This window comes from Variovorax sp. GW821-FHT09B01 (assembly GCF_059418345.1).
The window spans coordinates 99,744-121,279 of record NZ_JBWKPQ010000013.1 but is presented as its reverse complement, the minus strand read 5'-3'; the positions used below and the strand labels follow the sequence as shown (position 1 = coordinate 121,279).

Below are 21,536 nucleotides of genomic sequence, written 5' to 3'. Positions count from 1 at the left end.
ACCCCGAAGCTCAGCGTCCCGCCGGAATCTCGAACACGAAGCAGGTCGTCGTGGCATGCGCATACAGCGTGCCATCGGCGCCCACCAGCCGCGCTTCCGCCGTCGCGAGCTGCCGCCCGCAGTGGATCACCTTGCCCTCGGCGCGCACGCGCTGCACCTTGGGCGTGAGGCCCTTCACGTAGTTCACGCCGAGTTCGGCCGTGGTGTAGCTGCGACCGGGCGGCATCATGGTGTGGACCGAGCAGCCGAGCGCGGAGTCGAGCAGGGTGGCGACCCAGCCGCCGTGGATGGTGCCCAGCGGGTTCAGGTGCTGCGGCAGCGGGGTGCCCTGGAAGATCGCGACGCCGGGGCTGACCGAGATGACGGTGAAGTCCAGCGTCTTGGCGATGGCGGCATAGGGGATGTCGCCGCGCAGCATGGCCTGCATGATCTCGAGGCCGGTCTTGCCGCTCACCTGCTCGGGGCGCGCCACGCCGGGGCCCGGGCCGGCTTCGAGCTTCGCGATGATGTCCCGCTCCTCGGCAAGCCAGGTCTCGAGCAGGTTCTGGGGTTCGGTCATGCGGTCATTCCTCCATTTGGTTGCATATGCAATAGTTGCAGCTACAATAATAGCCCATGGACGCCCCCACCAAGCCCCGCGGCTGCACCAGTTTCAAGGTGCGCCAGCTCTCGCGCCGCCTCTCGCAGCACTATGACGCGGAGGTGTCACGCAGCGGACTCAAGACCACGCAGTACTCGCTGCTGTCGCATCTGGCGCGGCTCGGTCCTTCGCGCCCGGTCGACCTGGCGGGTGAACTCAAGATGACGCCCTCGACCCTGAGCCGCAACCTGCAGCCGCTGATCGCCGCGGGCTGGATCGCGCAGGGCGCGGGCGCCGATGCGCGCAGCCGCCTGGTGCAGCTCACCGACAGCGGCGAGGCCAAGCGCCGCGAGGCGCTGGCCCACTGGAAGACGGCGCAGCAGAAGCTCAATGCGCTGCTGGGCGTGGAGCGCGTGCTCGCGCTGCACCTGCTGATCGACGAATCGCTCGAGCTGCTCGGCGCGGACGACCAGGCCTGCGAGCTGGACTGACGCGCAGCCGCACCCGCTTCCCATTCTTCGCACTCCCCATTCGCCCGCAGGCCCCGCGGTCCAGGCCCCTCTTTTCTCCCATTCCTCCATTCCCATTCCTCCAGAGGTCCCATGTTCGCCACCCAAGTCTCCGCATGGCTGCAGCGCCGCGGCATCCACTACGGCTGGATCGTCGCCGCGATCACCTTCCTGACCATGCTGACGATGTCGGCCGCGCTGGGCCTGCCCGGCGCGATGCTGCAGCCGCTCGGCAAGGAGTTCGGCTGGAGCACCGAGCAGATCTCGTCCTCGCTCGCGCTGCGCTTCGCGCTGTTCGGCCTGATGGGTCCGTTCGCCGCGGTGCTGATGGAGCGCTGGGGCCTGCGCGCGGTGATCTGCACCGGCCTCGCGCTGGTCGGCCTGGGCATGGCGCTGGTGACGATGGCCTCGCAGCTGTGGCAGCTGTTCGTGCTGTGGAGCCTGATGCTGGGCCTGGGCACCGGCATGACGGCGCTGGTGCTCGGCGCGGTGGTGGCCAACCGCTGGTTCGTGGCGCGCCGCGGGCTGGTGGTGGGCATGCTCACGGCGAGCTCGGCCACCGGCCAGCTCGCGTTCCTGCCGGTCGCGGCCTGGATGATCGAGCACTGGGGCTGGCGCTCGGCCATCGTGCCGATCGTGATCGGCAGCCTGCTGATCGGCGTGCTGGCGCTGTGCCTGATGCGCAACCGGCCGTCCGACGTCGGCCTGCGCCCCTTCGGTGAAGCCCCCGATGCGCCGCAGGCACCGGCCGCGTCCGCCGCGGCGATCACCTTCGCCACGCCGTTCCGCGTGCTCAAGGAGGTCGCGACCAACCGCACCTTCCTGATCCTCGCCGCCACCTTCTTCATCTGCGGCCTGAGCACCAACGGCCTGGTGCAGACCCACTTCATCTCGCTGTGCGGCGACAACGGCATGGGCGCGGTGCCCGCGGCCTCGGTGCTCGCGATGATGGGCGCCTTCGACTTCGTGGGCACCATCCTCTCGGGCTGGCTGTCCGACCGTTACGACAACCGCAAGCTGCTGTTCTGGTACTACGGCCTGCGCGGTCTCTCGCTGTTCTGGCTGCCGCATTCCGAATTCACCATCTACGGCCTGGGCCTGTTCGCGATGTTCTACGGCCTCGACTGGATCGCGACCGTGCCGCCCACGGTCAAGCTCGCGGGCTCCACCTTCGGCCCGGCCAAGGTCGGCATGGTGTTCGGCTGGGTATTCGCCGCGCACCAGCTCGGCGCCGCCACCGCGGCCTATGGCGCGGGCTTCGCGCGCACGCTGCTGCTGACCTACACCCCGGCGCTCTACGTCGCCGGCGCGGCCTGCCTGCTGGCGGCGCTGATGGTGATGGCGATCCGCCGTCCGGCAGCGCCCAAGGCCGGCGGCGCACCCGCGACGCCTTCCGCCGCGGGCCAGCCCGCCACGGCCCGCGCCTGATCGTCCCCACGCCACGGAGCCCCAGGCCATGACCGCTTCCGCCGCCGATCTCGATCCGCGCACCCGCCGCCTGCTCGAGGCGCCCATCGTTCCCACGCTGCTGCGGCTGGCCGCGCCCAACGTCCTCGTGATGGTGGCGCAGGCCTCGGTCGGCCTGATCGAGACCTACTTCGTCGGCAAGCTCGGCACCGATGCACTGGCCGGCATGGCGCTGGTGTTCCCGATCGTGATGCTGATGCAGATGACCTCGAGCGGCGCCATGGGCGGCGGCATCTCCTCGGCCATCGCGCGCGCGCTCGGCGCGCGCCGCCGCGCCGATGCCGATTCGCTGGTGTGGCATGCGATCGTCATCGCGCTGGGCTTCGGCGTGCTGTTCTCGCTCGCGCTGCTGTTCGGCGGCCGCTGGCTCTACGGGATCATGGGCGGCAGCGGCCCGGCGCTCGAGGCGGCCCTGACCTATTCCAACTGGGTGTTCTCGGGCGCGGTGCTGGTGTGGCTGTTCAATTCGCTGTCGGCGATCCTGCGCGGCACCGGCAACATGGCGGTGCCGGCCAACGTCACGGTGGTGGGCGTGGTGTTCCTGATCCCCGCCTCGCCGCTGCTGATCTTCGGCTGGGGCCCGCTGCCGGGCATGGGCATCGCGGGCGGCGCGATGGCGCTGCTGCTGTATTACCTGCTGGGCTCGATCGCGCTGATCGTCTACCTGCGCTCGCCGCGCAGCCTGCTCAAGCCCGCGCTGGCGGCGCTCAAGCTGCGCTGGCCCTTCTTCCGCGACATCCTGCGCGTGGGCCTCGTGGGCACGGTGTCGACCGTGGCCACCAACCTGTCGATCGGCATCGCCACCGCGCTCACCGGCCACTTCGGTCCCGAGGCCCTGGCCGGCTACGGCACGGCCTCGCGGCTCGAGTACCTGCTGGTGCCGCTGGTGTTCGGCCTGGGCGCGCCGCTGGTCGCGATGGTCGGCACCTGCATGGGCGCGGGCCAGCGCGAGCGCGCGCTGCGTGCCACCTGGATCGGCGCCGCGCTGGCCTTCACGCTGGCCGAGACCATCGGCCTGCTGGCGGCGCTGTTCCCACGGCCGTGGCTGATGCTGTTCGGCCACGACACCGCGATGCTCGACACCGGCATCCACTACCTGCGCGTGGTGGGCCCGCTCTACGGTTTCTTCGGCGTCGGTTTGGTGCTGTACTTCGCCTCGCAGGGCGCGGGCCGCTTGCTGTGGCCGGTGATCGGCAACCTCGCGCGGCTGGCCGTGGCGGGCATCGGCGGCTGGCTGGCGCTGCGCTGGGGCGCGGGGCTCACGGGCGTGTTCGCGGCCCAGGGCATCGCGCTCGTGGTCTACGGCCTGGTCATCGGCTCGGCGATCGCCGGCGGCGCCTGGTTCGGCCGCGTCGGCTGGCCGCGCACCACCAGCGGGCTGCTGCGGCGCATGGCGCAGGCCTGAAGCGTTTTCTCGTCCAACTTCGAAAGGGCTCCCATGAACATCAAGGATTCGGTCGTCTTCATCACCGGCGCCAACCGCGGCCTGGGGCTCGCCTTCGCCAAGGCCGCGCTCGCGGCCGGTGTGCGCAAGGTCTACGGCGCCGCGCGCGACCCCCAGACCATCACCCTGGCCGGCGTGGTGCCGGTGGCGCTCGACGTGACCCAGCCGGCGCAGATCGAGGCCGCGGTGCGCGCCTGCGGCGACGTCTCGGTGCTGGTCAACAACGCCGGCATCTCGCGCGGCTCGAACCTGCTCGGGCCCGACTCGGTGGCGGCCGCGCGCGCCGAGCTCGAAACCAACTTCTTCGGCCCCTGGGCGCTGTCGCGCGCCTTCGCGCCGGTGCTGGCGGCCAATGGCGGCGGTGCCATCGTCAACGTGCTGTCGGCGCTGGCCTGGACCACCTTCCCGAGCGTGGCGACCTACAGCGCGACAAAGTCGGCCGCCTGGTCGTTGAGCAACGGCCTGCGCAACGAGCTCGCGGGCCAGGGCACGCAGGTGGTCAGCGTGCACGTGGGCTACATGGACACCGACATGGCCGCGCACGTCGATGCGCCGAAGACCTCGCCCGACGAGGTGGCGCGGCTGGCTTACGAGGGCGTGGAGAAGGGCCTGCCCGAGGTGCTGGCCGACGCGATCTCGCGCGGGCTCAAGCAGGGCTTCGCCAGCGACACGCCGCCCTACGCGCAGGTGCCCGCGGCCTGAACGCGGCGGCCATGAAAAAGCCGGGCGCGAGGCCCGGCTTTTTCGTTTCTGGAGACGACCGCGTCAGTAGCGGTACGGATTGTTGGGCCGGCGGTCGTAGCGGTTCGGCACGCCGTCGCGGTCGTTGTCGTGGCGTCCGTAGCGGCGGCCTTCGTAGCGGTCATGGCGGTAGTAGCGGTCGCCGCGGTGGTAGCCCGGGTGGTAGTGGGGCGGCGGCGGGGGCGCGTAGTAGCGGCGGTCGTAGTGGCGATGCGGCGGCGCCGGGGTCACGTAGACCTGGGCCTGGATGAAGGGGCCGCTCTGCGCCTGGGCCGGAGCGCTGATCGCCGCCAGCGAGAGAAGGGCCGCGGCGCCGAATGCGTAGGTGAGCTTTTTCATGGCAACTCCAGGGGAGTGGTTGTTGATGGGTGTCATCCTCCCGCGTTCATGTCAACGCTGTGTAAGGCGCGGGCGAAATCCGATGAAGCGCTGTAACGCCGGGGCGTAGGACTTCGCTCACGGCGACCGGGCGGATTCTGCCCGCGCGAATGCCGCGTCCGGCGCAAGACGTAACGCGCCGCGGCCAGCGCCGCAAGGCAATTGAAAGCACGGGAAACGCCTCGACACAAAGAGGCTTCCGCTGTCGCCGCACGGCGACAAGGCACAGGTGCGAAAAGGCTCAGCCGCGCGGCGCGGGCAGCATGCGCCGCAGCGCTTCGAAGAACAGGTCGGACTGCTCGCGCTCGCCCTGGATCTGCGCCGCCACGCGCGCGGCCAGTTCGCGGTTCACGGGTGCCAGCGGGCGGCCCGTCGACTGCGCGATCACCTGGTGCAGGCAGGCGCGCTCGAGGTAGTAGAGATCGTCGTAGGCATGGGCGATGGTGGCGCCCGCCACGATCACGCCGTGGTTCGCGAGGAAGGCCACGTCCTTGCCCGCCATCGCGCGCGCAATGCGTTCGCCCTCGGCGTCGTCGAGCGCCAGGCCGTTGTATTCGCGGTCGACGGCGATGCGGTCGATGTAGCGCATCGCGTTCTGGCTCGCGGTCGGATCGAGCGCGCGGTCGACCGTGATGGTGAGCGCGGTGGCGTAGGGCATGTGGCAGTGCAGCACCACCGCATGGCCCGCGATGCGGTGCACCGCGCCGTGGATGAAGAGCGCGGTGGGCTCCACGCGATGGCGGCCCGCGAGCACCTCGCCGTGCACGTCGATCAGCACGATGTCCTCGGCGCCGATCTCGCTCCAGTGCAGGCCGCGCGGGTTGATCAGGTAGCGGTCCTGCCGGCCCGGCAGCATCACGCTGAAGTGGTTGCACACGCCTTCCGACAGCCCGTGGTGGGCGGCGGCGCGCAGCGCGAGCGCGAGGTCTTCGCGCAGCTGGCGCACTTCGGGGCTGGCGTAGTCGGCATCGGCGGACATCGTGATCCTCTGGTGTTCTGCGTGGGGGAATCGAATCAGGCGCGCGTCGTGCCGGTGTAGGCCGCGACGAAGCGCTGCGCATCGTCGCGCACCGCCTGCGCGCTCTTGCCGGGCTTGAACAGCGCCGAGCCGATGCCGAAGCCGGAGGCACCGGCCTCGCGCCACTCGGTCATGTTCGAGGGCGTGATGCCGCCCACGGGCATCAGCGGCGTGCCGCGCGGCAGCACGGCCAGCAGCGCCTTCACCACCGCGGGCGAGGCCAGCTCGGCCGGGAACAGCTTGAGTCCGGTGGCGCCCGCGGCGAGCGCGCCGAAGGCCTCGGTCGGGGTCATCACGCCGGGCAGGCAGACCAGGCCCAGGCGGGCGGCCTCGCGCACCACGGCGGCATCGAAGTTCGGCGACACGATCAACTCGCCGCCGGCCGCCTGCACCTCGCGCACCTGCTGCGCATCGAGCACCGTGCCGGCACCGACCAGCGCCTGCGGAAAGCGCGCGCGCAGCCGCGCGATGCTGTCGAGCGGCTGCGGCGAATTGAGCGGCACCTCGAGCAGCTGGAAGCCGGGCTCGACGATGGCGTCGCCGACGGCATCGGCTTCATGCGGCTCGAGCCCGCGCAGGATGGCCACCAGCGGCAAGGTGCGCAGGGCGGCGTCGAATTTGTCGAAGGGCGTGGTCATGATGGGGTGGCGGAGGAATCGAGGAAGCCGGACAGCGCATGCAGCCCGGCCCAGGTGGCTTCGGCGCCCAGCGAGCGCGTGGCCGTGCCGCTGGTGCGCAGCGCGAGCGCATAGCGCTGGGTGAGGGCGGGCGAGCCGATCAGCACCACCTCGCCCGCGGCCTGCAGCGACTGGGTGCGCAGCTCCTCGCCGATCAGCAGGCCCGAGAGATAGCTCGCGAGCTCGGCGCGCGGCATGCGATCGAACAGCGCCAGCGTGCGCGCGCCGAAGGCGTTGTGCAGCAGGCCCTGGCCGTTGTCGGCGCGGGTCACGCCCTCGACGAAGGCGGCCTCGTCGAGCGGTGCCGACGCATCGAGCGTGCGCGCGAGGATCGAGTGCTGGCTCAGCAGCGCATAGAACTCGCCGGTCATGAAGGTGCGAAAGCCGGTCACGCGGCCCTTCTTCACCATGGCCCACTTGTTGTGCGTGCCCGGCAGCACGAACAGGCCTTCGTCGCGGCCCAGCAGCGACAGCGCGCCGAAGATCTGCACCTCCTCGCCGCGCATCACGTCGGGCACGCCGTCGTGCTCGTCGCGCAGGCCCGGCACCATCGCGATGCGCTGGCCGGGAATGGCGTCGATGGCGATGATGCTGCGGCCGACCTCGACGCGGCCCGCGGGGCAGGCGCAGTAGGGTGCCTCGACCCAGCCCTGCTTGCTGCCGGCCATGCCCGAGATCAGGCAGCGCGCGCCGCTCTCGCGCATCCAGTCGCCGAACAGCTGCTCGAACACCGCGGGGAAGCCGCCCGCCGGCACCGCGAGGATGCCGCGCGCGTCGCTGCGCTCCTCGCGCACCGTGCCGTCGGCCGCGATCAGCGCGCCGCGCAGCGAGCTCGTGCCCCAGTCGACCGCGACCAATGGACCTGCCATCGCCGCCATCAGTGGTTGTCGCGCGGCACGAAGGCACCGCGGCGGCCGCGCAGGAACGAGAGGTCGGCGCCTTCGTCGGCCTGCAGCACGGTGTCGACGTAGAGCTTCCAGTAGCCCGAATCGAGCGGTGCCTTCGGCGCGACCCAGGCGGCGCGCCGGCGCGCCAGTTCCTCGTCGCTCACGTGCAGGTGCAGCTTGCGGTTCGGCACGTCGAGCTCGACGATGTCGCCGTTCTGCACCAGCGCCAGCGGGCCGCCGGCCGCGGCCTCGGGCGCGGTGTGCAGCACCACGGTGCCGTAGGCGGTGCCGCTCATGCGCGCGTCGCTGATGCGGACCATGTCGGTGATGCCCTTGCGCAGCACCTTGGGCGGCAGCGGCATGTTGCCGGCCTCGGCCATGCCGGGGTAGCCCTTGGGGCCGCAGTTCTTGAGCACCATCACGCAGTGCTCGTCGATGTCGAGGCTCTCGTCGTCGATGCGGCGGTGCAGGTCGTCGGCGCTCTCGAACACCACCGCGCGGCCCTTGTGCACCAGCAGTTCGGGCGTGGCCGCGCTGGGCTTGATGATCGCGCCGTTGGGCGCGAGGTTGCCGCGCAGCACGCAGATGCCGGCCTTGTCCTTGAAGGGCTCGGCCTGGGTGCGGATCACCTGCGGGTTGTAGTTCTCGGCGTCCTTCACGTTCTCCCACACGCTGCGGCCAGTGACGGTGAGGATGTCCTTGTGCAGGTGGTCGGCGATCTCCTTGATCACCACCGGCAGGCCGCCGGCATAGCAGAAGTCCTCCATCAGGAACTGGCCCGAAGGTTGCAGGTTCAGGATGCAGGGCAGCTCGGAGGCCAGGCGGTCGAAGTCGTCGAGCGTGAGCTCGACGCCGATGCGCCCGGCGATCGCCAGCAGGTGGATCACGAAGTTGGTCGAGCCGCCGATCGCGGCGTTGACCTTGATCGCGTTCTCGATCGCCTGGCGCGTCAGGATCTTCGACATGTTCAGGTCCTCGTGGACCATGCCGACGATGCGCCGGCCCGCCTCGCGCGCGAGCACGTTGCGGCGGCCGTCGACGGCCGGGAAGGCCGCGTTGCCCGGCAGGCCGATGCCCAGCGATTCGACCATGCTGGCCATGGTGCTCGCGGTGCCCATCGTCATGCAGTGGCCATGGCTGCGGTGCATGCAGCTCTCGGCCTCGAAGAAGTCCTGCAGCTTGAGCGTGCCGGCGCGCACCTGCTCGCTCATCTGCCACACGCCGGTGCCCGAGCCGAGCTCCTGGCCGCGCCACTTGCCCGACAGCATCGGGCCGCCCGACACGCCGATGGTCGGCAGGTCGACGCTGGCCGCGCCCATCATCAGCGCGGGTGTGGTCTTGTCGCAGCCCATGAGCAGCACCACGCCATCGAGCGGATTGCCGCGGATGCTTTCCTCCACGTCCATGCTCGCGAGGTTGCGATAGAGCATGGCGGTGGGGCGCAACAAGGTCTCGCCGAGCGACATCACGGGGAACTCGAGCGGGAAGCCGCCGGCCTCGTAGACACCGATCTTCACCTGCTCCGCGAGCGTGCGGAAGTGCGAGTTGCAGGGCGTGAGTTCGCTGAAGGTGTTGCAGATGCCGATGACCGGGCGGCCGTCGAACTGGTCGTGCGGCACGCCCTTGCCCTTCATCCAGCTTCGGTAGATGAAGCCGTCGCGGTCGTGTCGTCCGAACCACTGCTGGCTGCGCAGCTCTTCGGGATTCTTCTTCTTGGGAGGGGTGCTCATCGAGGGTGTCTCCGGTTGCGGGAAGGCGCCGCGGGGTCAGGGTTTGTCCTGCCGAACCGCATTTTCAATCATCATATGATAAGCGCGCTGTCCTGGCGGGGCGCTCAGGGTTTCCGAGCGAGCGGGGCGCGCCGGGCGGCCTTGGCCGCGTCGCACAACCAACGGCTTCGCATGATCAAGAACGTCCACGGCAACACGGTCGATCGGCTCGGCAGCGACATCGTCGCGGGCCGCTACGCGCCCGGCGCCGCGATCCCGCCCGAGCCGATCCTGTGCGAGGAACTCGGCGTGAGCCGCACCGTGGTGCGCGAATCCATCAAGTCGCTGATCGCCAAGGGCCTGGTCACCACCGGCCCCAAGGTCGGCACGCGCGTGCAGCCGCCCGACCAGTGGAACTGGTTCGATGCCGACGTCATCGTGTGGCAGACGCAGGCCGGCCTGTCGATCGAATTCCTGCGCGACCTGCAGGACCTGCGCCGCGTGGTCGAGCCGGCCGCGGTGGCGCTGGCCGCCTCGCGCGCCACGCCCGCGGACATCGCCGACATGGAGGAGGCCTACGCCGGCATGAAGCAGGCCATCGAGTTCGGCGGCGACTACATCACGCCCGACCTGCGCTTCCACCAGGGGCTGATCCGCTCCAGCCACAACCGCATGCTGGTGCAGATGAGCCGCGCGCTCGGCGCGCTGCTGCGCACCAGCTTCGAGATCTCGACCACGCGCAAGAACGGTCCCGCGAGCTCGCTGCCGCTGCACCGCGCGGTGCTCGACGCGGTGATCGCGCGCAACCCGGCACGCGCCGAGAAGGCGGTGCTGGTGCTGATCGACGGCGCGCGCCAGGACATCGAGACCGTGCTGGCCTCGCGCCGCAAGATCCCGCGCATCAGCCGGCCCGCGACCCAGCTCAAGGCCTTCGCGCTCTAGCAGGCGAAGGCGACGAGGCGGCAGGAGGCCGCGCGCGCGGCCGCGCAACGACGGAACAAGCGAACAACAACACAAGGGCAACAGGAGACATCGAATGAAGAGGTTGATCGACGGATTCTTCCGGGTGCTGGAATTCCTCGTGGTCGCATGCATGGTGGCGATGGTCGTCATGGTGTTCGGCAACGTGGTGCTGCGCTACGGCTTCAACTCGGGCATCACGGTGTCCGACGAGATGTCGCGCTACTGCTTCATCTGGCTCACCTACATCGGCGCCATGGTCGCGATGCGCGACGGCGCGCACCTCGGCGTCGACACGCTGATCCGCCGCCTGCCGCGGCTGGGCAAGACCATCTGCTTCGTGCTCAACCAGCTGCTCATGCTGTTCTGCAACGTGCTGTTCTTCATGGGCACCTTCGAGATGCACGAGCTGCAGCGCACCAACGTTTCGCCGGTGGTCGGCATCTCGATGATCTGGGTCTACGGCATCGGCTACGTGGTGTCGGTGGTGATGGGCGTCATCAACCTCAACAAGCTGTGGCGCCTGGCCACCGGCCGCGTCTCCGACGAGGAGCTGGTGCAGGTGATGGAGTCGGAGGACGTGGCGCACGAGCCCGCCGCCGCCACTGCCCCCGCTCCGGGCACCGCGGGAGGTGCGCGATGACGGTCACGGTCTTCATCGTCTCGCTGCTCGCCGCCATGGCGATCGGCATGCCGATCGCCTATGCGCTGCTGGTCTGCGGCGTCTCGCTCATGGGCTGGCTGGCCTACACCGGCGGCCTGCCGGCCTTCGACAGCCAGATCATCGCGCAGCGCTTCGTCGACGGCGCCGACAACTTCCCGCTGCTGGCCGTGCCCTTCTTCCTGCTGGCCGGCGAGTTCATGACGGCGGGCGGGCTGAGCCGGCGCATCGTCGACATGGCGATGGCCTGGGTCGGCCATTTCCGCGGCGGCCTGGGCTACGTGGCGGTGGTGGCCGCGATCATCATGGCCTCGATCTCGGGCTCGGCGGTGGCCGACACGGCGGCGCTCGCGGCGCTGCTGATCCCGATGATGAACCGCGCGGGCTACGACACCAACCGCTCGGCCGGCCTGATCGCCGCGGGCGGCATCATCGCGCCGGTGATCCCGCCGTCGATCGGCTTCATCGTGTTCGGCGTGGCGGGCAACGTCTCGATCACCAAGCTCTTTCTCGCCGGCATCGTGCCGGGCATCCTGATGGGCGTGGCGATCGGCATCGCCTGGTGGATCGTGGCGCGCCGCGACAAGGTGCAGGCCGCGCCGCGCGTGCCCTTCGGCGAGCGGCTGGCGATCACCGCGCGCGGCAGCCTCGCGCTCGCGCTGCCGGTGGTGATCATCGGCGGCATGAAGTTCGGCATCTTCACGCCGACCGAGGCGGCCGTGGTGGCGGCGGTGTACTCGTTCGTGGTCGGCATGTTCGTCTACGGCGAGCTCAAGGTCTCGATGCTCTACCGCCTCACGCTGGCGGCCGGCAAGACCACCGCGGTCGTGATGTTCCTGGTGGCCGCGGCCATGGTCAGCGCCTGGCTCATCACGGTGGCCGACATCCCGGGCGAGGTCACGCGGATGCTCGAGCCCTTCATGGGCAACAAGACGCTGCTGATGCTGATGATGATGGTGCTCATCGTCATCGTGGGCACCGCGCTCGACTTCACGCCCACCGTGCTGATCCTCACGCCGGTGCTGATGCCGGTGGTGCTCAAGGCCGGCATCGACCCGGTGTACTTCGGCGTGCTGTTCATCATGAACAACGCCATCGGCCTGATCACGCCCCCGGTGGGCACCGTGCTCAACGTGGTGTGCGGCGTGGCGCGCATCACCATGGACGATGCCTTCAAGGGCGTGATGCCCTTCCTGATCGCGCAGCTCATCGTGCTGTTCGCGCTGGTGTTCTTCCCGCAGATCGTCACCGTGCCGCTGTCGTGGTGGCTGGCGCGCTGAGGGCGTTTCGCAGAGTTTCCCGTCCGTTCGTTCATCACCCAAGAAGTAGGAGACACAGACCATGATCCAGCGCAGAACCCTCATGGCGGCAGCGACCGCCGCGGCCCTGATGGCGGCCACGCCGGCCTTCGCCCAGTTCGCCGAACGCACCATCAAGTTCACCAACGGCGTGAACGAGGACCACCCGGTGGGCCTGGGCGTGAAGAAGATGCAGGAGGTGCTGGCCGCCAAGACCGGCGGCAAGATGAAGATCGTCGCCTTCTGGGGCGGCGCGGCCGGCGGCGACCTGCCGGCCACGCAGGCGCTGCGCGCGGGCACGCAGGAGATGGTGTGCACCTCGTCCTCGCCGCTGGTGGGCATCGTGAAGGAACTCGGCGTGTTCGATCTGCCGTTCCTGTTCAACAACGAGAAGGAGGCCGACGCGGTGCTCGACGGCCCGGCCGGCGAGTACTTCAACAAGAAGCTCGAGGCCGCGGGGCTGGTGAACCTGGCCTACTGGGAGAACGGCTTCCGCAACCTCACCAACAGCAAGCGGCCGGTGGCCAAGGTCGAGGACCTCGAGGGCATCAAGGTGCGCGTGATGCAGAACAACATCTTCCTCGACTCGTTCAAGACGCTGGGCACCAACGCCGTGCCGATGGCCTTCGGCGAGATCTTCACCGCGCTCGAGACGCGCACCATCGACGGCCAGGAGAATCCCTTCGTGACCATCGAGACCTCGAAGTTCAGCGAGGTGCAGAAGTACCTGAGCGTGACGCGCCATGCCTACACGCCGTTCCTCGTGCTCTACAGCAAGAAGCTCTGGGACCAGCTCAAGCCCGAGGAGCAGGCGGTGCTGCGCGAGGCCGCGGTCGAGGGCCAGAAGGTGGAGCGCGCCGCCAATCGCGCGCTCAACGAGAAGTCGCTCGCCAGCCTCAAGAAGACGATGACGGTCAACGAGGTCTCGCCGGCCGAGCAGAAGCGCATGCTCGACAAGGTGAAGCCGGTGTACGACAAGAACGTGCCGGCCATCGGCCCCGAGGCCGTCAACGTGGTGATGGACGCGCTGAAGAAGGCGCGCGGGGGCTGAGTCTTTCGCGGGCCGGCGGCGCTCGAGAGCGCGCTGGCCGTTCAGTCACCGCATCCCGGACCGCCATGAAGCCATGAAGATCACGCAGCTCGAAACCATCCGCCTCGGCGAATTCCCCAACATCCTCTGGGTGCGCCTGCACACCGACGAAGGCCTGGTCGGCCTCGGCGAGACCTTCATGGGCGCCGAGGCGGTCGAGGCCTACCTGCACGAGTGGGGCGCCCACAAGCTGCTGGGCACCGACCCGCTGGCGATCGAGGCGCGCAACCGCGACCTCACGGGCTACCTGGGCTGGCGCGGGTCGGGCGTGGAGACGCGCGGCAACTCGGCCGTGGACATCGCGTTGTGGGACCTGTTCGGCAAGGCCGCGAACATGCCGGTGCACACCGCGCTCGGCGGCAAGAGCCGCGACGCGATCCGCATCTACAACACCTGCGCGGGCTACCAGTACATCCGCAGCGCCGCCAACCAGACCAGCTCCAACTGGGGCATCGGCAACGCGGCCGGGCCCTACGAGGACCTGCAGGGCTTCCTGCACCATGCCGACGAGCTGGCCGAGTCGCTGCTGTCGGAGGGCATCACGGCGATGAAGATCTGGCCCTTCGATCCGGCGGCCGAGCGCAGCCACGGCCAGTACATCAGCAACGCCGACCTCGACGCGGCGCTCGAGCCCTTCCGCAAGATCCGCGGCGCGGTCGGCAAGCGCATGGACATCATGGTCGAGTTCCACAGCCTCTGGCGGCTGCCGATGGCGCAGAAGATCGCGCGCGCGCTGCAGGAGTTCGACACCTTCTGGCACGAGGATGCGATCCGCATGGACAGCCTCGACCTGCTCAGGCAGTACGCGGTCGACTGCAAGGCGCTGGTCTGCGCCAGCGAGACGCTGAGCTACAAGTGGGGCTTCAAGGACTACCTGCAGACCGGCGTGGCCGGTGTCGCGATGCTCGACCTGAGCTGGTGCGGCGGCCTCACCGAGGCGCGCAAGATCGCGGCCATGGCCGATGCCTGGCAGCTGCCGGTGGCGCCGCACGACTGCACCGGCCCGGTGGTGTGGGCCGCATCGACGCACCTGAGCCTGCATGCGCCCAATGCGCTGATCCAGGAGAGCGTGCGCGCCTTCTTCACGGGCTGGTACCAGGGCCTGGTGACCGAGCTGCCGAAGGTCGAGAACGGCATGATCAGCCTCAACGACAAGCCGGGGCTGGGGCTCGAGCTGCTGCCCGACCTGCACAAGCGCGCCGATGCGATGGTGCGGATCTCGAAGGCCTGAGCGGGCGCGTCGTCAGTCGGTGCGCAGCCGCAGCAGCGCGCGCACGAAACCGTGGTCGGAGCGCGAGCGGTCGCGCCCCTCGTGCAGGTGGTCGTTGAAGTAGTCCACGCGCCGCACGTCGCCCAGGCTGTGGCGGCTGCCCGCGATGAACTCCTCGCTCACCAGGATCTGGTCGAGCACCTCCGGGTAGCCCTGGTGCACGTGCGAATAGGCCACGTCCTTTTTGAGCGCGGCCTCGCCCTGCATCTCGTAGGCATTGAACAGCGCCACGTCGCGCGCCGCCTTGTCGTAGGCCACCTCGGAGGTGGCCGCCACGAGCTGCGTGGTCACGCTGTGCGGGTTGTCGTTGAAGTCGCCCATCACCACCAGCGGCACGTTGGTGCCCTGCAGCAGGTCGATCACGATGCAGCGCAGGGCCGCGGCCTCGGCGCCGCGCATCAGCAGCGAGCGCAGCGAGGCCATCGCGCCCACCTTGCGGTCGTCGCGGTCCTCGAGGTGGTTGCCCTGCGCGTCCTGCAGGAACTTGGGCCGCTTCGACTTCAGGTGCACCGTCAGCACGTGCACGGCCTGGCCGTGCTTCATGCGCAGCGTGGCCAGCAGCGGCGGGCGCTCGAAGCGGGTGTGCGGCCCGAGGCCGGGCACCTCGACGCCGAAGCCCGGCGGGAAGTCGACGAAGGACTGGATGCGGTCGACCTTGAGCCGCGTGGCGATGCCCACGCGCGGCGTGCCCTGCGCGCCGGGGCGCGGCGGCAGGCCGGGCTGCGCGGGCGTGTTCTCGGCACCGGGCACGGCCACGAAGTCGTAGCGCAGGCCGCTGCGGTGGAGGGCGGCCTTCAGCGCCGCCTCGTCCCAGACCTCCTGCACCGCGAGCACGTCGGCATTGAGCGCATGGAAGCGCTCGCCGAGCCAGTCGATCTTGCGTTCGTACTCGCGCTCGTTGTAGGCGTCCTGGTTCTCGTAGTACACGCGGTGCGGGTTCGCGAGATTGAGCAGGTTGCAGGTGGCCACGAAGAGGGTGGCGAAGTTCGGCGGGATGTACTGCATGGCGACGATTGTGTCCGGAAGGTGTTTCAGCCCCCGGACGGCCATGAAAAATGTCCGCTGTCAAGTCTTTGATGTAGACGGACAGTTCCGTAAAAGGTCTTATGGAATAACAGGTTAGTCCATATTTTGGTCGCTACGCATCCTTGCTGATTTGCGAGCTAGGTGCCACATAGGCGCTTTGCAGTGGCAAACGTAAGGATGTCTCAGCGAGCAAAGTCGCATCATCAAAGTTTCGGTCTATCACCATCTTCCTACAGAAGGCAGTTCGAGAAGGGCGTTTATCGTGTTTGCCCCCCCAATCTGCCAATCGATAGCTCGCACCGTCGAAGCCGATGATGCGGGCGATCCATTTCGATGTGGCATTTGCGCCTGCGTCCGGTGATGTTGGCCGCGTGTGTCCTGTGCCAATGGGATCGCGCCCATGGGGCGCTTGCGCAACGCGAAGGCTGAGGCGGGCGGTAGGATGCTCTCGAAGCGTTCGCCCCAACGAGGTCTGCTTCTATGGGGCATGCCAGTGCAAGCGACTGCTGGAGGCGCAGTAATCACATGGGAGCCGTGTCGATGGGTTGTTCAGGCTCGGCACGCGAGCAGTACTGCTCTACCCACTTCACGGACTGAGCGATGCCTCCGAATGGAAAGAAATGCAGGCTCACCTTTCCATGTGCTTCGGTCAGGCGGGTGGTCAGACGATCCACAAAGAGATCCGGGCCTGCTATGCCGAACAGCTTGCTGATCGAGATGCCGTACTTGGACAACATCGACGCGCATGCGCTAACGCCACACAAGGCGGCATAGCGCGCCAGCACCGCCACGCCTGCAGGGCCCGGCACGCCCACGCGTACGGGATGTTCGACGCCACGCCCGCGCAGGGCTTCCAGCCAGGCCAGCACGATGTCGGCATCGAAGGCAAATTGCGTGACGATCAAGGGCGCCATGCCGCGCCCTTCGATGCAGCGACACTTGTGTTCGAGCACTTTCCAACGATCAGATGTGCTCATGACCGGATGGCCCTCGGGATGGCCACCCACGCCGACCATCTGAATGCCCGAGCGCTCGAACACGCCTGATTCGATCAGTGAGGAGCTGTCGGCAAACGGCCCCAGCGGGGTGGACGGATCTCCAGCGATCACGAAGCAACGCTTGACGCCGGCTTCCGCGACCGCGCGCTGGATGAACGACTCCAGTTTTGCGAACGAGGCGATACGGCGTGCAGCGAGGTGAGGCATGGGCTCAAAGCCGAGTCCGCGAACGGCCTGCGCTGCGGCCAGTCGCGCGTCGTTGTCCTGGTTCGCCAGGTAGGGAATGGAAATGGTTGACCCGGGCAATACACGCGGCGCCGCTGCGGTCAGCGCAGAGATATCCTTCGCGTTGACCTCTAACGAATAGGCGTCGGTGATGTTGCCGATGGGCTTGGACTTGTCGGAATGAAGCAAGGGGCTTGCCATATCTGGCGACTGTTGGGAGAGTTCCGACCCGCCAGCGCTGATCGGGTCGGTTGGAAGCCATGGAGCGGCATCGCTCACCCGGCAGGGCGCGTCAATCTTTGGGGGGCTGTTCGTCACCGTAGAACGTCACGCCGAGCTGGATGCGCTCGCGGCCGCTTTCCACGCGGTGGCGGTTCGTGTCGCGCAGCGAGTAGACGCAGCCGCAGTATTCCTGTTGGTAGAAGTTCTCGCGCTTGCTGATCTCGATCATGCGCGCCGAGCCGCCGCCCTTGCGCCAGTTGTATTCCCAGTACATCAGGCCAGAGTACTTGGCCGCCGCACGCACGCCGCAGTCATTGATCTGCTGCATGTTCTTCCAGCGCGAGATGCCCAGGGAACTGGTGATCACCGGAAAGCCGTGCTCATGCGCATACAGCGCCGTGCGCTCGAAACGCATGTCGAAGCACATGGTGCAGCGCACGCCGCGTTCGGGCTCGTGCTCCATGCCCTTGGCGCGCTCGAACCAGTTGTCCCGGTCGTAGTCCGCATCGACGAAGGGCACGCCGAACTGCTCCGCGAAGCGGATGTTCTCGTTCTTGCGCAGCTCGTATTCCTTGAGCGGATGAATGTTGGGGTTGTAGAAAAAGATGGTGTAGTCAATGCCCGAGGCCAGCATGGCCTCCATGACCTCGCCTGAGCACGGCGCGCAGCACGAATGCAGCAGCACCTTGTCGTGGCCTCCGGGCAGCGCAAGCGCTTTGCGTTCGACGGTGGTGTTCATCCCTTGGCTCCTTGGGCAATAGCGGTGGTGGCAGTTGCAGGCTGGCGGGCCAGTTCGACGAAGGCCCGCACGTAGTCAATGGCGGTATCCGCCTCGCGTGCGCCCAGGAAGATCTGCTTGGCAATACCGCGCGCGCCCAGCCGCACAGGCACCACGTCCATCCTGGCCGCATATTCCTCGACCAGCCAGCGCGGCAGCGCGGCGACACCGCGGCCGCTGGCCACCATCTGCACCATGATGTCGGTGGTTTCGATGGCTTTGTGGCGCTTGGGCGTCACGCCGGCCGGCAACAGGAACTGGCTGTAGATGTCCAGGCGTTCGATGTCCACGGGGTAACTGATGAGCACTTCCCGGGTCAGCTGCTGGGGCTTCACGTAGGCCGTAGAAGCCAGGGGGTGGTCTTTGGCCACGACCAGCACCTGCTCGTAGTCGAACACGGGTTCGAACTTCAGCCCCGGCTTGAACAGCGTGTTGATTTCCACCCAGAAGTGACCCACTAGCCCCCGGTGGGGGTGCGGATAAAAACTTGGACTGGTTTTATGCGGCTAGGCCAAGTTTGTGCCGGTATTCCACAGGACTTAAACGTCCCAGAGATACCTTGATACGTTTTTCGTTGTACCAACGAATGTACGCATCGACAGCTTCAATGAACTGCTCAATCGTTGTTGATTGCCAGTTGTTGGGATAGAACAGCTCCATCTTTAGCCTTCCAAAAAAGCCTTCGCACGCAGCGTTGTCTGGTGAGCACCCTTTGCGAGACATCGAGCGAGTCAACTTTGCATCATGGACCCTCGAGAGCCAGCCTGGCCAGCGGTAGTGAGCTCCACGATCAGAATGAATCACAGGGCGGCTCTCGCTGCCTTGAACAGCATCAATGGCCGCATCCAGCATTGTGTTGACGAGATGTGCGTTGGGATGAGTCCCAATCGACCAGCTCACCACCAGCCCGTCAAAGCAATCAATGACTGGCGACAGGTAAACCTTGCCAGCAGGAATCTGGAGTTCAGTAATGTCGGTGAGCCACTTCTCATTGGGCGCAGCGGCACGGAAGTCTCGATTGATGAGGTTTTGCGGGGCGGCACCTATCTCTCCAAGGTAGGAGTTATATCTGCGGCGTTTGGGCTTGGCCACGATCAACCCCTCCTGCTTCATCAGCCGACGAACCACCTTCTCTGAGATGCCCGTGCACTCCTTGAGCAGAGATGCCTGCACCCTGCGATATCCATAGCAACGGTAGTTGTTGTCGAAGATCTCTGTGATGCTTCGGCGTAAATCAACGTATTTGTCAGCCAGCTTCAGCCGAGCACGATGGTAAAAATACGAGCTTCTAGCAAGGCCAACAAGAGAAAGCAGTTCTGGCAATTCATACTGCCCGTGCAACGCTTCAACCAGCACAGCCTTATCTTTGTTTGCCAGCCTATGCAGATCAATGTCAGCCCCATTTTTTAAGATTTCATGGGCCTGCTTGAGAAGCTCACGTTCTATCTTCAGCCGCCGAACATCCTGGCGCAATGATTCAACTTGGCGCCTGAGTGCTGCTTCATCCAACACTGGCGATCGCTTTGGACTGTGTTTCATTGAGGCTGGGGCACAAGGGCCAAGCAACTGATTTTTCCAGTTGTACAAGGTCCCCCTACACACCCCTAACTTGTCCGCAATCTGCTGTGCACTTGATCGACGGGCACACAGCTGCACCACGCCCTCACACATCAAGGCATCAGGCTTTGTAGCCGGCCAAGATCTGCCTACTCTCGATTTGCAGGTGTCAGGGCAGTCTTGCCGAACCCACGCAGTCAACGTTCCTCGACCCGGATAACCCAAAGCCCTCATCGTTGCAGCAATACAGCGATCATGGGCGAGGTAATGAGCAATAGCCACCTGCCTTTGCTGCAGCGAATATTTTGGTGCTCTTGGAGCTTGGCTTGCTGGCAAATCCTGATGCTTCAGGTAGTGCTGATACCAGCCTTTCAATGCGTTCTTGGTTGGGTACCCCAACTGGCGAATCGTGGCTCTGACACGCAAGCCAAGCTTGATGTAAAGCGCAACTGCACGAATCCTGTCTGCGTATGAGTACATGAACTACCTCCCCTGGTAGTCCAAGTTTTTGTCCGCATCCCCGGCGGGTCAGTTCTGCGTGGAAATCAACAGCCTAGATTCATTGAGATGCATCAAAGCAGTCTATCGGCGACAACGCACCTCGTCGTCTGCGTGAACTCTAAGGCAGACCCTAAAGGGGCGAGGGAGACACTTTCGGCGGTGCATCTCAACACTCTGCGCAGTGCGGTTGTATTAGACCTAGGGTTCAGCCGTGCAGTCCAAGAACTCGCAAAGCAGCGTCACCTCTACTACGAGCCGAATGTAATGACCTCAGCTGAAACGTCCTGGGTTGAAACCACTATCAGAGGCCAAGAACGATCAGTGTTGTAGCCTGACCCCTCGAAGTATCTGGTGTTTGCCATGCGCCCATTTGGGCTTACCCCATGAGCTGCGCCGTGCAGAGAACATCATCGCTAAACCACTTCGATGATGACTCAAGTCATTTCCCCTTGGCGAGCAGGATGGCATCACACGGGCAGGTTGCACCCAGCCATAGGACATAGGCTCTGAAGCCGCGCCCATTTCAGCTGGCGTGCAAACCGCCGAGCAACCATACCTATGCTGCCGCGCTGGCCTCGACAGCAACATCACTCAAACTCTCGCCCCTGAGTGAGCGGACTAGGTTCTCAGCAGCCCGCATTTCAATTTCGAACCGTACGCGTCTCACAGCCGAGCCGATGTGGGGAGTGAGTACTGTTCTGGCGTTGTTGGTCAATCCCGGATGAATTTCGCGAGGTCTGTCTGGAAGTAGCCAATCTTCCATCTCATAGACGTCAGCGGCGTACGCGCCAAGTTGCTCATTCGCCAAGGCATCGACAACCGCCCTTTCGTCGACCACAGACCCCCTACCCACGTTTACAAGGATCTGGCCCTTTTTCGATAGTTGAAGCATCCTGGAGTCAACCAGGTGGCGCGTATCGCTAACAAGAGGCACTGCCAGGAACACATAGTCCGATGTGCTGACAGCCTCATCAAGCGTGACCAGTTCGACCTGATCTAGACGCACACTTGGGTCTACACCAAGCAGCCGCGCGCAGCCAAAGCCCGCGAGTCGCGCCAATATGGCCTGCCCAACTTTTCCGAGACCGATCACGCTGGCCACCGACCCATGAAGCCCGGTTCCGTATAGAGCTGGCCTCCACCCAGAGTAGCCTGCTCTTGTAGCGGCGTCACCCTGAAGCACGTTCCTGCCAGCAGCAATAGCCAATCCGATGGCCAGCTCGGCTGTGGGCTCTGTGAGGAGGTCAGGAACAAAGGTGACGCTCACCCCGGCTTGTGCGCAAGCCCTCAGGTCGAAGTTGTCGTACCCCTTGAGTGCACAGGAGATGGTCTTGAGCCTGGGAGCGTTCAGCAGCGACTCTTTGGTCACACTGTCTGTCATGAAGGCCATCATGGCATCAGCATCCACGAGGTACTCCCTGAGCTGGCTGGGGCTCCAGGGGTCAGGCCCTGGATTCATGATGACCTCACCCTCAGCCTGGAGCTTCCTTAGAACCTCTTCATGAACTGGCTGCGTTACGACGATTTTCCGATGATTCAT

General features: G+C 66.4%; 20 protein-coding genes and 1 pseudogene. 9 read left to right on the top strand and 12 right to left on the bottom strand.

The window, feature by feature from the left end:
- Nucleotides 1–10: 10 nt before the first annotated feature.
- Entirely contained in the window at nucleotides 11–559 is a 549-nt protein-coding gene (locus tag AC07RV_RS29345; RefSeq protein WP_296781321.1) for a PaaI family thioesterase, read from the bottom strand.
- Nucleotides 560–615: 56 nt separating this feature from the next.
- Between AC07RV_RS29345 and AC07RV_RS29340 the strand changes: the two genes are divergently transcribed.
- From AC07RV_RS29340 to AC07RV_RS29325, 4 genes are all read left to right on the top strand, one after another.
- Nucleotides 616–1,071, top strand: coding sequence for a MarR family winged helix-turn-helix transcriptional regulator (locus tag AC07RV_RS29340; RefSeq protein WP_093340068.1), 456 nt, complete (start codon nucleotides 616–618; stop codon nucleotides 1,069–1,071).
- A gap of 111 nt (nucleotides 1,072–1,182) precedes the next feature.
- Entirely contained in the window at nucleotides 1,183–2,517 is a 1,335-nt protein-coding gene (locus AC07RV_RS29335) for an MFS transporter (RefSeq protein WP_296781322.1), read from the top strand.
- Nucleotides 2,518–2,545: 28 nt separating this feature from the next.
- Complete coding sequence (locus AC07RV_RS29330) at nucleotides 2,546–3,961, top strand: MATE family efflux transporter (protein WP_296781323.1); 1,416 nt, start codon at nucleotides 2,546–2,548, stop codon at nucleotides 3,959–3,961.
- 33 nt (nucleotides 3,962–3,994) lie between these two features.
- On the top strand, nucleotides 3,995–4,702 hold the full coding sequence (locus AC07RV_RS29325) for an SDR family oxidoreductase (protein WP_296781324.1): 708 nt from the start codon (nucleotides 3,995–3,997) through the stop codon (nucleotides 4,700–4,702).
- Between the two features lie 63 nt (nucleotides 4,703–4,765).
- Here the strand turns inward: AC07RV_RS29325 and AC07RV_RS29320 are convergent, their stop codons facing one another.
- The 5 genes from AC07RV_RS29320 to AC07RV_RS29300 form a co-directional block, all read right to left on the bottom strand.
- Nucleotides 4,766–5,080 (bottom strand): hypothetical protein, encoded by a 315-nt coding sequence (locus AC07RV_RS29320; protein ID WP_203202122.1) that lies wholly within the window; start codon nucleotides 5,078–5,080, stop codon nucleotides 4,766–4,768.
- A gap of 280 nt (nucleotides 5,081–5,360) precedes the next feature.
- Nucleotides 5,361–6,098 carry an aldolase gene (locus AC07RV_RS29315; protein ID WP_296781325.1) on the bottom strand — a complete coding sequence of 246 codons (738 nt, stop codon included), beginning with the start codon at nucleotides 6,096–6,098 and terminating at the stop codon, nucleotides 5,361–5,363.
- A gap of 35 nt (nucleotides 6,099–6,133) precedes the next feature.
- Nucleotides 6,134–6,775 (bottom strand): 2-dehydro-3-deoxy-6-phosphogalactonate aldolase, encoded by a 642-nt coding sequence (locus AC07RV_RS29310; RefSeq protein ID WP_296781326.1) that lies wholly within the window; start codon nucleotides 6,773–6,775, stop codon nucleotides 6,134–6,136.
- Nucleotides 6,772–7,683, bottom strand: coding sequence for a 2-dehydro-3-deoxygalactonokinase (locus AC07RV_RS29305; protein ID WP_296781327.1), 912 nt, complete (start codon nucleotides 7,681–7,683; stop codon nucleotides 6,772–6,774). The genes AC07RV_RS29310 and AC07RV_RS29305 overlap by 4 nt, the downstream gene beginning before the upstream one ends.
- 8 nt (nucleotides 7,684–7,691) lie before the next feature.
- Nucleotides 7,692–9,431, bottom strand: coding sequence for an IlvD/Edd family dehydratase (locus tag AC07RV_RS29300; protein ID WP_296781328.1), 1,740 nt, complete (start codon nucleotides 9,429–9,431; stop codon nucleotides 7,692–7,694).
- A 171-nt stretch (nucleotides 9,432–9,602) separates the two neighbouring features.
- Here AC07RV_RS29300 and AC07RV_RS29295 point away from each other — a divergent pair, with 171 nt between their 5' ends.
- The 5 genes from AC07RV_RS29295 (at nucleotide 9,603) to AC07RV_RS29275 (ending at nucleotide 14,650) form a co-directional block, all read left to right on the top strand.
- Nucleotides 9,603–10,352, top strand: coding sequence for a FadR/GntR family transcriptional regulator (locus AC07RV_RS29295; RefSeq protein ID WP_296781329.1), 750 nt, complete (start codon nucleotides 9,603–9,605; stop codon nucleotides 10,350–10,352).
- 94 nt (nucleotides 10,353–10,446) lie between these two features.
- On the top strand, nucleotides 10,447–11,013 hold the full coding sequence (locus AC07RV_RS29290) for a TRAP transporter small permease (protein ID WP_093340051.1): 567 nt from the start codon (nucleotides 10,447–10,449) through the stop codon (nucleotides 11,011–11,013).
- Nucleotides 11,010–12,311, top strand: a complete 1,302-nt coding sequence (locus AC07RV_RS29285) for a TRAP transporter large permease (RefSeq protein WP_208513005.1) — start codon at nucleotides 11,010–11,012, stop codon at nucleotides 12,309–12,311. The genes AC07RV_RS29290 and AC07RV_RS29285 overlap by 4 nt, the downstream gene beginning before the upstream one ends.
- A 61-nt stretch (nucleotides 12,312–12,372) precedes the next feature.
- Nucleotides 12,373–13,380, top strand: a complete 1,008-nt coding sequence (locus AC07RV_RS29280) for a TRAP transporter substrate-binding protein (RefSeq protein WP_093340048.1) — start codon at nucleotides 12,373–12,375, stop codon at nucleotides 13,378–13,380.
- A gap of 73 nt (nucleotides 13,381–13,453) precedes the next feature.
- The gene (locus AC07RV_RS29275; RefSeq protein ID WP_093340046.1) at nucleotides 13,454–14,650 is read left to right on the top strand and encodes a mandelate racemase/muconate lactonizing enzyme family protein; all 1,197 of its coding nucleotides are present in this window, start codon (nucleotides 13,454–13,456) and stop codon (nucleotides 14,648–14,650) included.
- Nucleotides 14,651–14,662: 12 nt separating this feature from the next.
- Here AC07RV_RS29275 and AC07RV_RS29270 read toward each other — a convergent pair whose 3' ends face one another.
- The 6 genes and pseudogenes from AC07RV_RS29270 to AC07RV_RS29245 form a co-directional block, all read right to left on the bottom strand.
- Nucleotides 14,663–15,694, bottom strand: coding sequence for an endonuclease/exonuclease/phosphatase family protein (locus AC07RV_RS29270; protein WP_296781330.1), 1,032 nt, complete (start codon nucleotides 15,692–15,694; stop codon nucleotides 14,663–14,665).
- A gap of 542 nt (nucleotides 15,695–16,236) precedes the next feature.
- Nucleotides 16,237–17,127 (bottom strand): methylenetetrahydrofolate reductase, encoded by an 891-nt coding sequence (locus AC07RV_RS29265; RefSeq protein WP_227472608.1) that lies wholly within the window; start codon nucleotides 17,125–17,127, stop codon nucleotides 16,237–16,239.
- A gap of 103 nt (nucleotides 17,128–17,230) precedes the next feature.
- A complete protein-coding gene (locus AC07RV_RS29260) occupies nucleotides 17,231–17,899 on the bottom strand; it encodes an epoxyqueuosine reductase QueH (protein ID WP_003056085.1) in 669 nt (222 codons plus the stop codon).
- Nucleotides 17,896–18,366 (bottom strand): annotated as a pseudogene (locus AC07RV_RS29255) (LysR substrate-binding domain-containing protein); the annotation flags it as partial. The pseudogene AC07RV_RS29255 and the gene AC07RV_RS29260, both read right to left, overlap by 4 nt.
- Nucleotides 18,367–18,436: 70 nt before the next feature.
- A complete protein-coding gene (locus AC07RV_RS29250; RefSeq protein ID WP_003056089.1) occupies nucleotides 18,437–19,975 on the bottom strand; it encodes an IS3 family transposase in 1,539 nt (512 codons plus the stop codon).
- 577 nt (nucleotides 19,976–20,552) lie between these two features.
- Nucleotides 20,553–21,536 (bottom strand): NAD(P)-dependent oxidoreductase, encoded by a 984-nt coding sequence (locus AC07RV_RS29245; RefSeq protein ID WP_011517523.1) that lies wholly within the window; start codon nucleotides 21,534–21,536, stop codon nucleotides 20,553–20,555.

Excerpts from the sequence above, each read along its gene's own strand:
- AC07RV_RS29345 (WP_296781321.1), bottom strand. The coding sequence starts at position 559 with ATGACCGAACCCCAGAACCTGCTCGAGACCTGGCTTGCCGAGGAGCGG.
- AC07RV_RS29340 (WP_093340068.1), top strand. The coding sequence starts at position 616 with ATGGACGCCCCCACCAAGCCCCGCGGCTGCACCAGTTTCAAGGTGCGC.
- AC07RV_RS29335 (WP_296781322.1), top strand. The coding sequence starts at position 1,183 with ATGTTCGCCACCCAAGTCTCCGCATGGCTGCAGCGCCGCGGCATCCAC.
- AC07RV_RS29330 (WP_296781323.1), top strand. The coding sequence starts at position 2,546 with ATGACCGCTTCCGCCGCCGATCTCGATCCGCGCACCCGCCGCCTGCTC.
- AC07RV_RS29325 (WP_296781324.1), top strand. The coding sequence starts at position 3,995 with ATGAACATCAAGGATTCGGTCGTCTTCATCACCGGCGCCAACCGCGGC.
- AC07RV_RS29320 (WP_203202122.1), bottom strand. The coding sequence starts at position 5,080 with ATGAAAAAGCTCACCTACGCATTCGGCGCCGCGGCCCTTCTCTCGCTG.
- AC07RV_RS29315 (WP_296781325.1), bottom strand. The coding sequence starts at position 6,098 with ATGTCCGCCGATGCCGACTACGCCAGCCCCGAAGTGCGCCAGCTGCGC.
- AC07RV_RS29310 (WP_296781326.1), bottom strand. The coding sequence starts at position 6,775 with ATGACCACGCCCTTCGACAAATTCGACGCCGCCCTGCGCACCTTGCCG.
- AC07RV_RS29305 (WP_296781327.1), bottom strand. The coding sequence starts at position 7,683 with ATGGCAGGTCCATTGGTCGCGGTCGACTGGGGCACGAGCTCGCTGCGC.
- AC07RV_RS29300 (WP_296781328.1), bottom strand. The coding sequence starts at position 9,431 with ATGAGCACCCCTCCCAAGAAGAAGAATCCCGAAGAGCTGCGCAGCCAG.
- AC07RV_RS29295 (WP_296781329.1), top strand. The coding sequence starts at position 9,603 with ATGATCAAGAACGTCCACGGCAACACGGTCGATCGGCTCGGCAGCGAC.
- AC07RV_RS29290 (WP_093340051.1), top strand. The coding sequence starts at position 10,447 with ATGAAGAGGTTGATCGACGGATTCTTCCGGGTGCTGGAATTCCTCGTG.
- AC07RV_RS29285 (WP_208513005.1), top strand. The coding sequence starts at position 11,010 with ATGACGGTCACGGTCTTCATCGTCTCGCTGCTCGCCGCCATGGCGATC.
- AC07RV_RS29280 (WP_093340048.1), top strand. The coding sequence starts at position 12,373 with ATGATCCAGCGCAGAACCCTCATGGCGGCAGCGACCGCCGCGGCCCTG.
- AC07RV_RS29275 (WP_093340046.1), top strand. The coding sequence starts at position 13,454 with ATGAAGATCACGCAGCTCGAAACCATCCGCCTCGGCGAATTCCCCAAC.
- AC07RV_RS29270 (WP_296781330.1), bottom strand. The coding sequence starts at position 15,694 with ATGCAGTACATCCCGCCGAACTTCGCCACCCTCTTCGTGGCCACCTGC.
- AC07RV_RS29260 (WP_003056085.1), bottom strand. The coding sequence starts at position 17,899 with ATGAACACCACCGTCGAACGCAAAGCGCTTGCGCTGCCCGGAGGCCAC.
- AC07RV_RS29250 (WP_003056089.1), bottom strand. The coding sequence starts at position 19,975 with ATGTACTCATACGCAGACAGGATTCGTGCAGTTGCGCTTTACATCAAG.
- AC07RV_RS29245 (WP_011517523.1), bottom strand. The coding sequence starts at position 21,536 with ATGAATCATCGGAAAATCGTCGTAACGCAGCCAGTTCATGAAGAGGTT.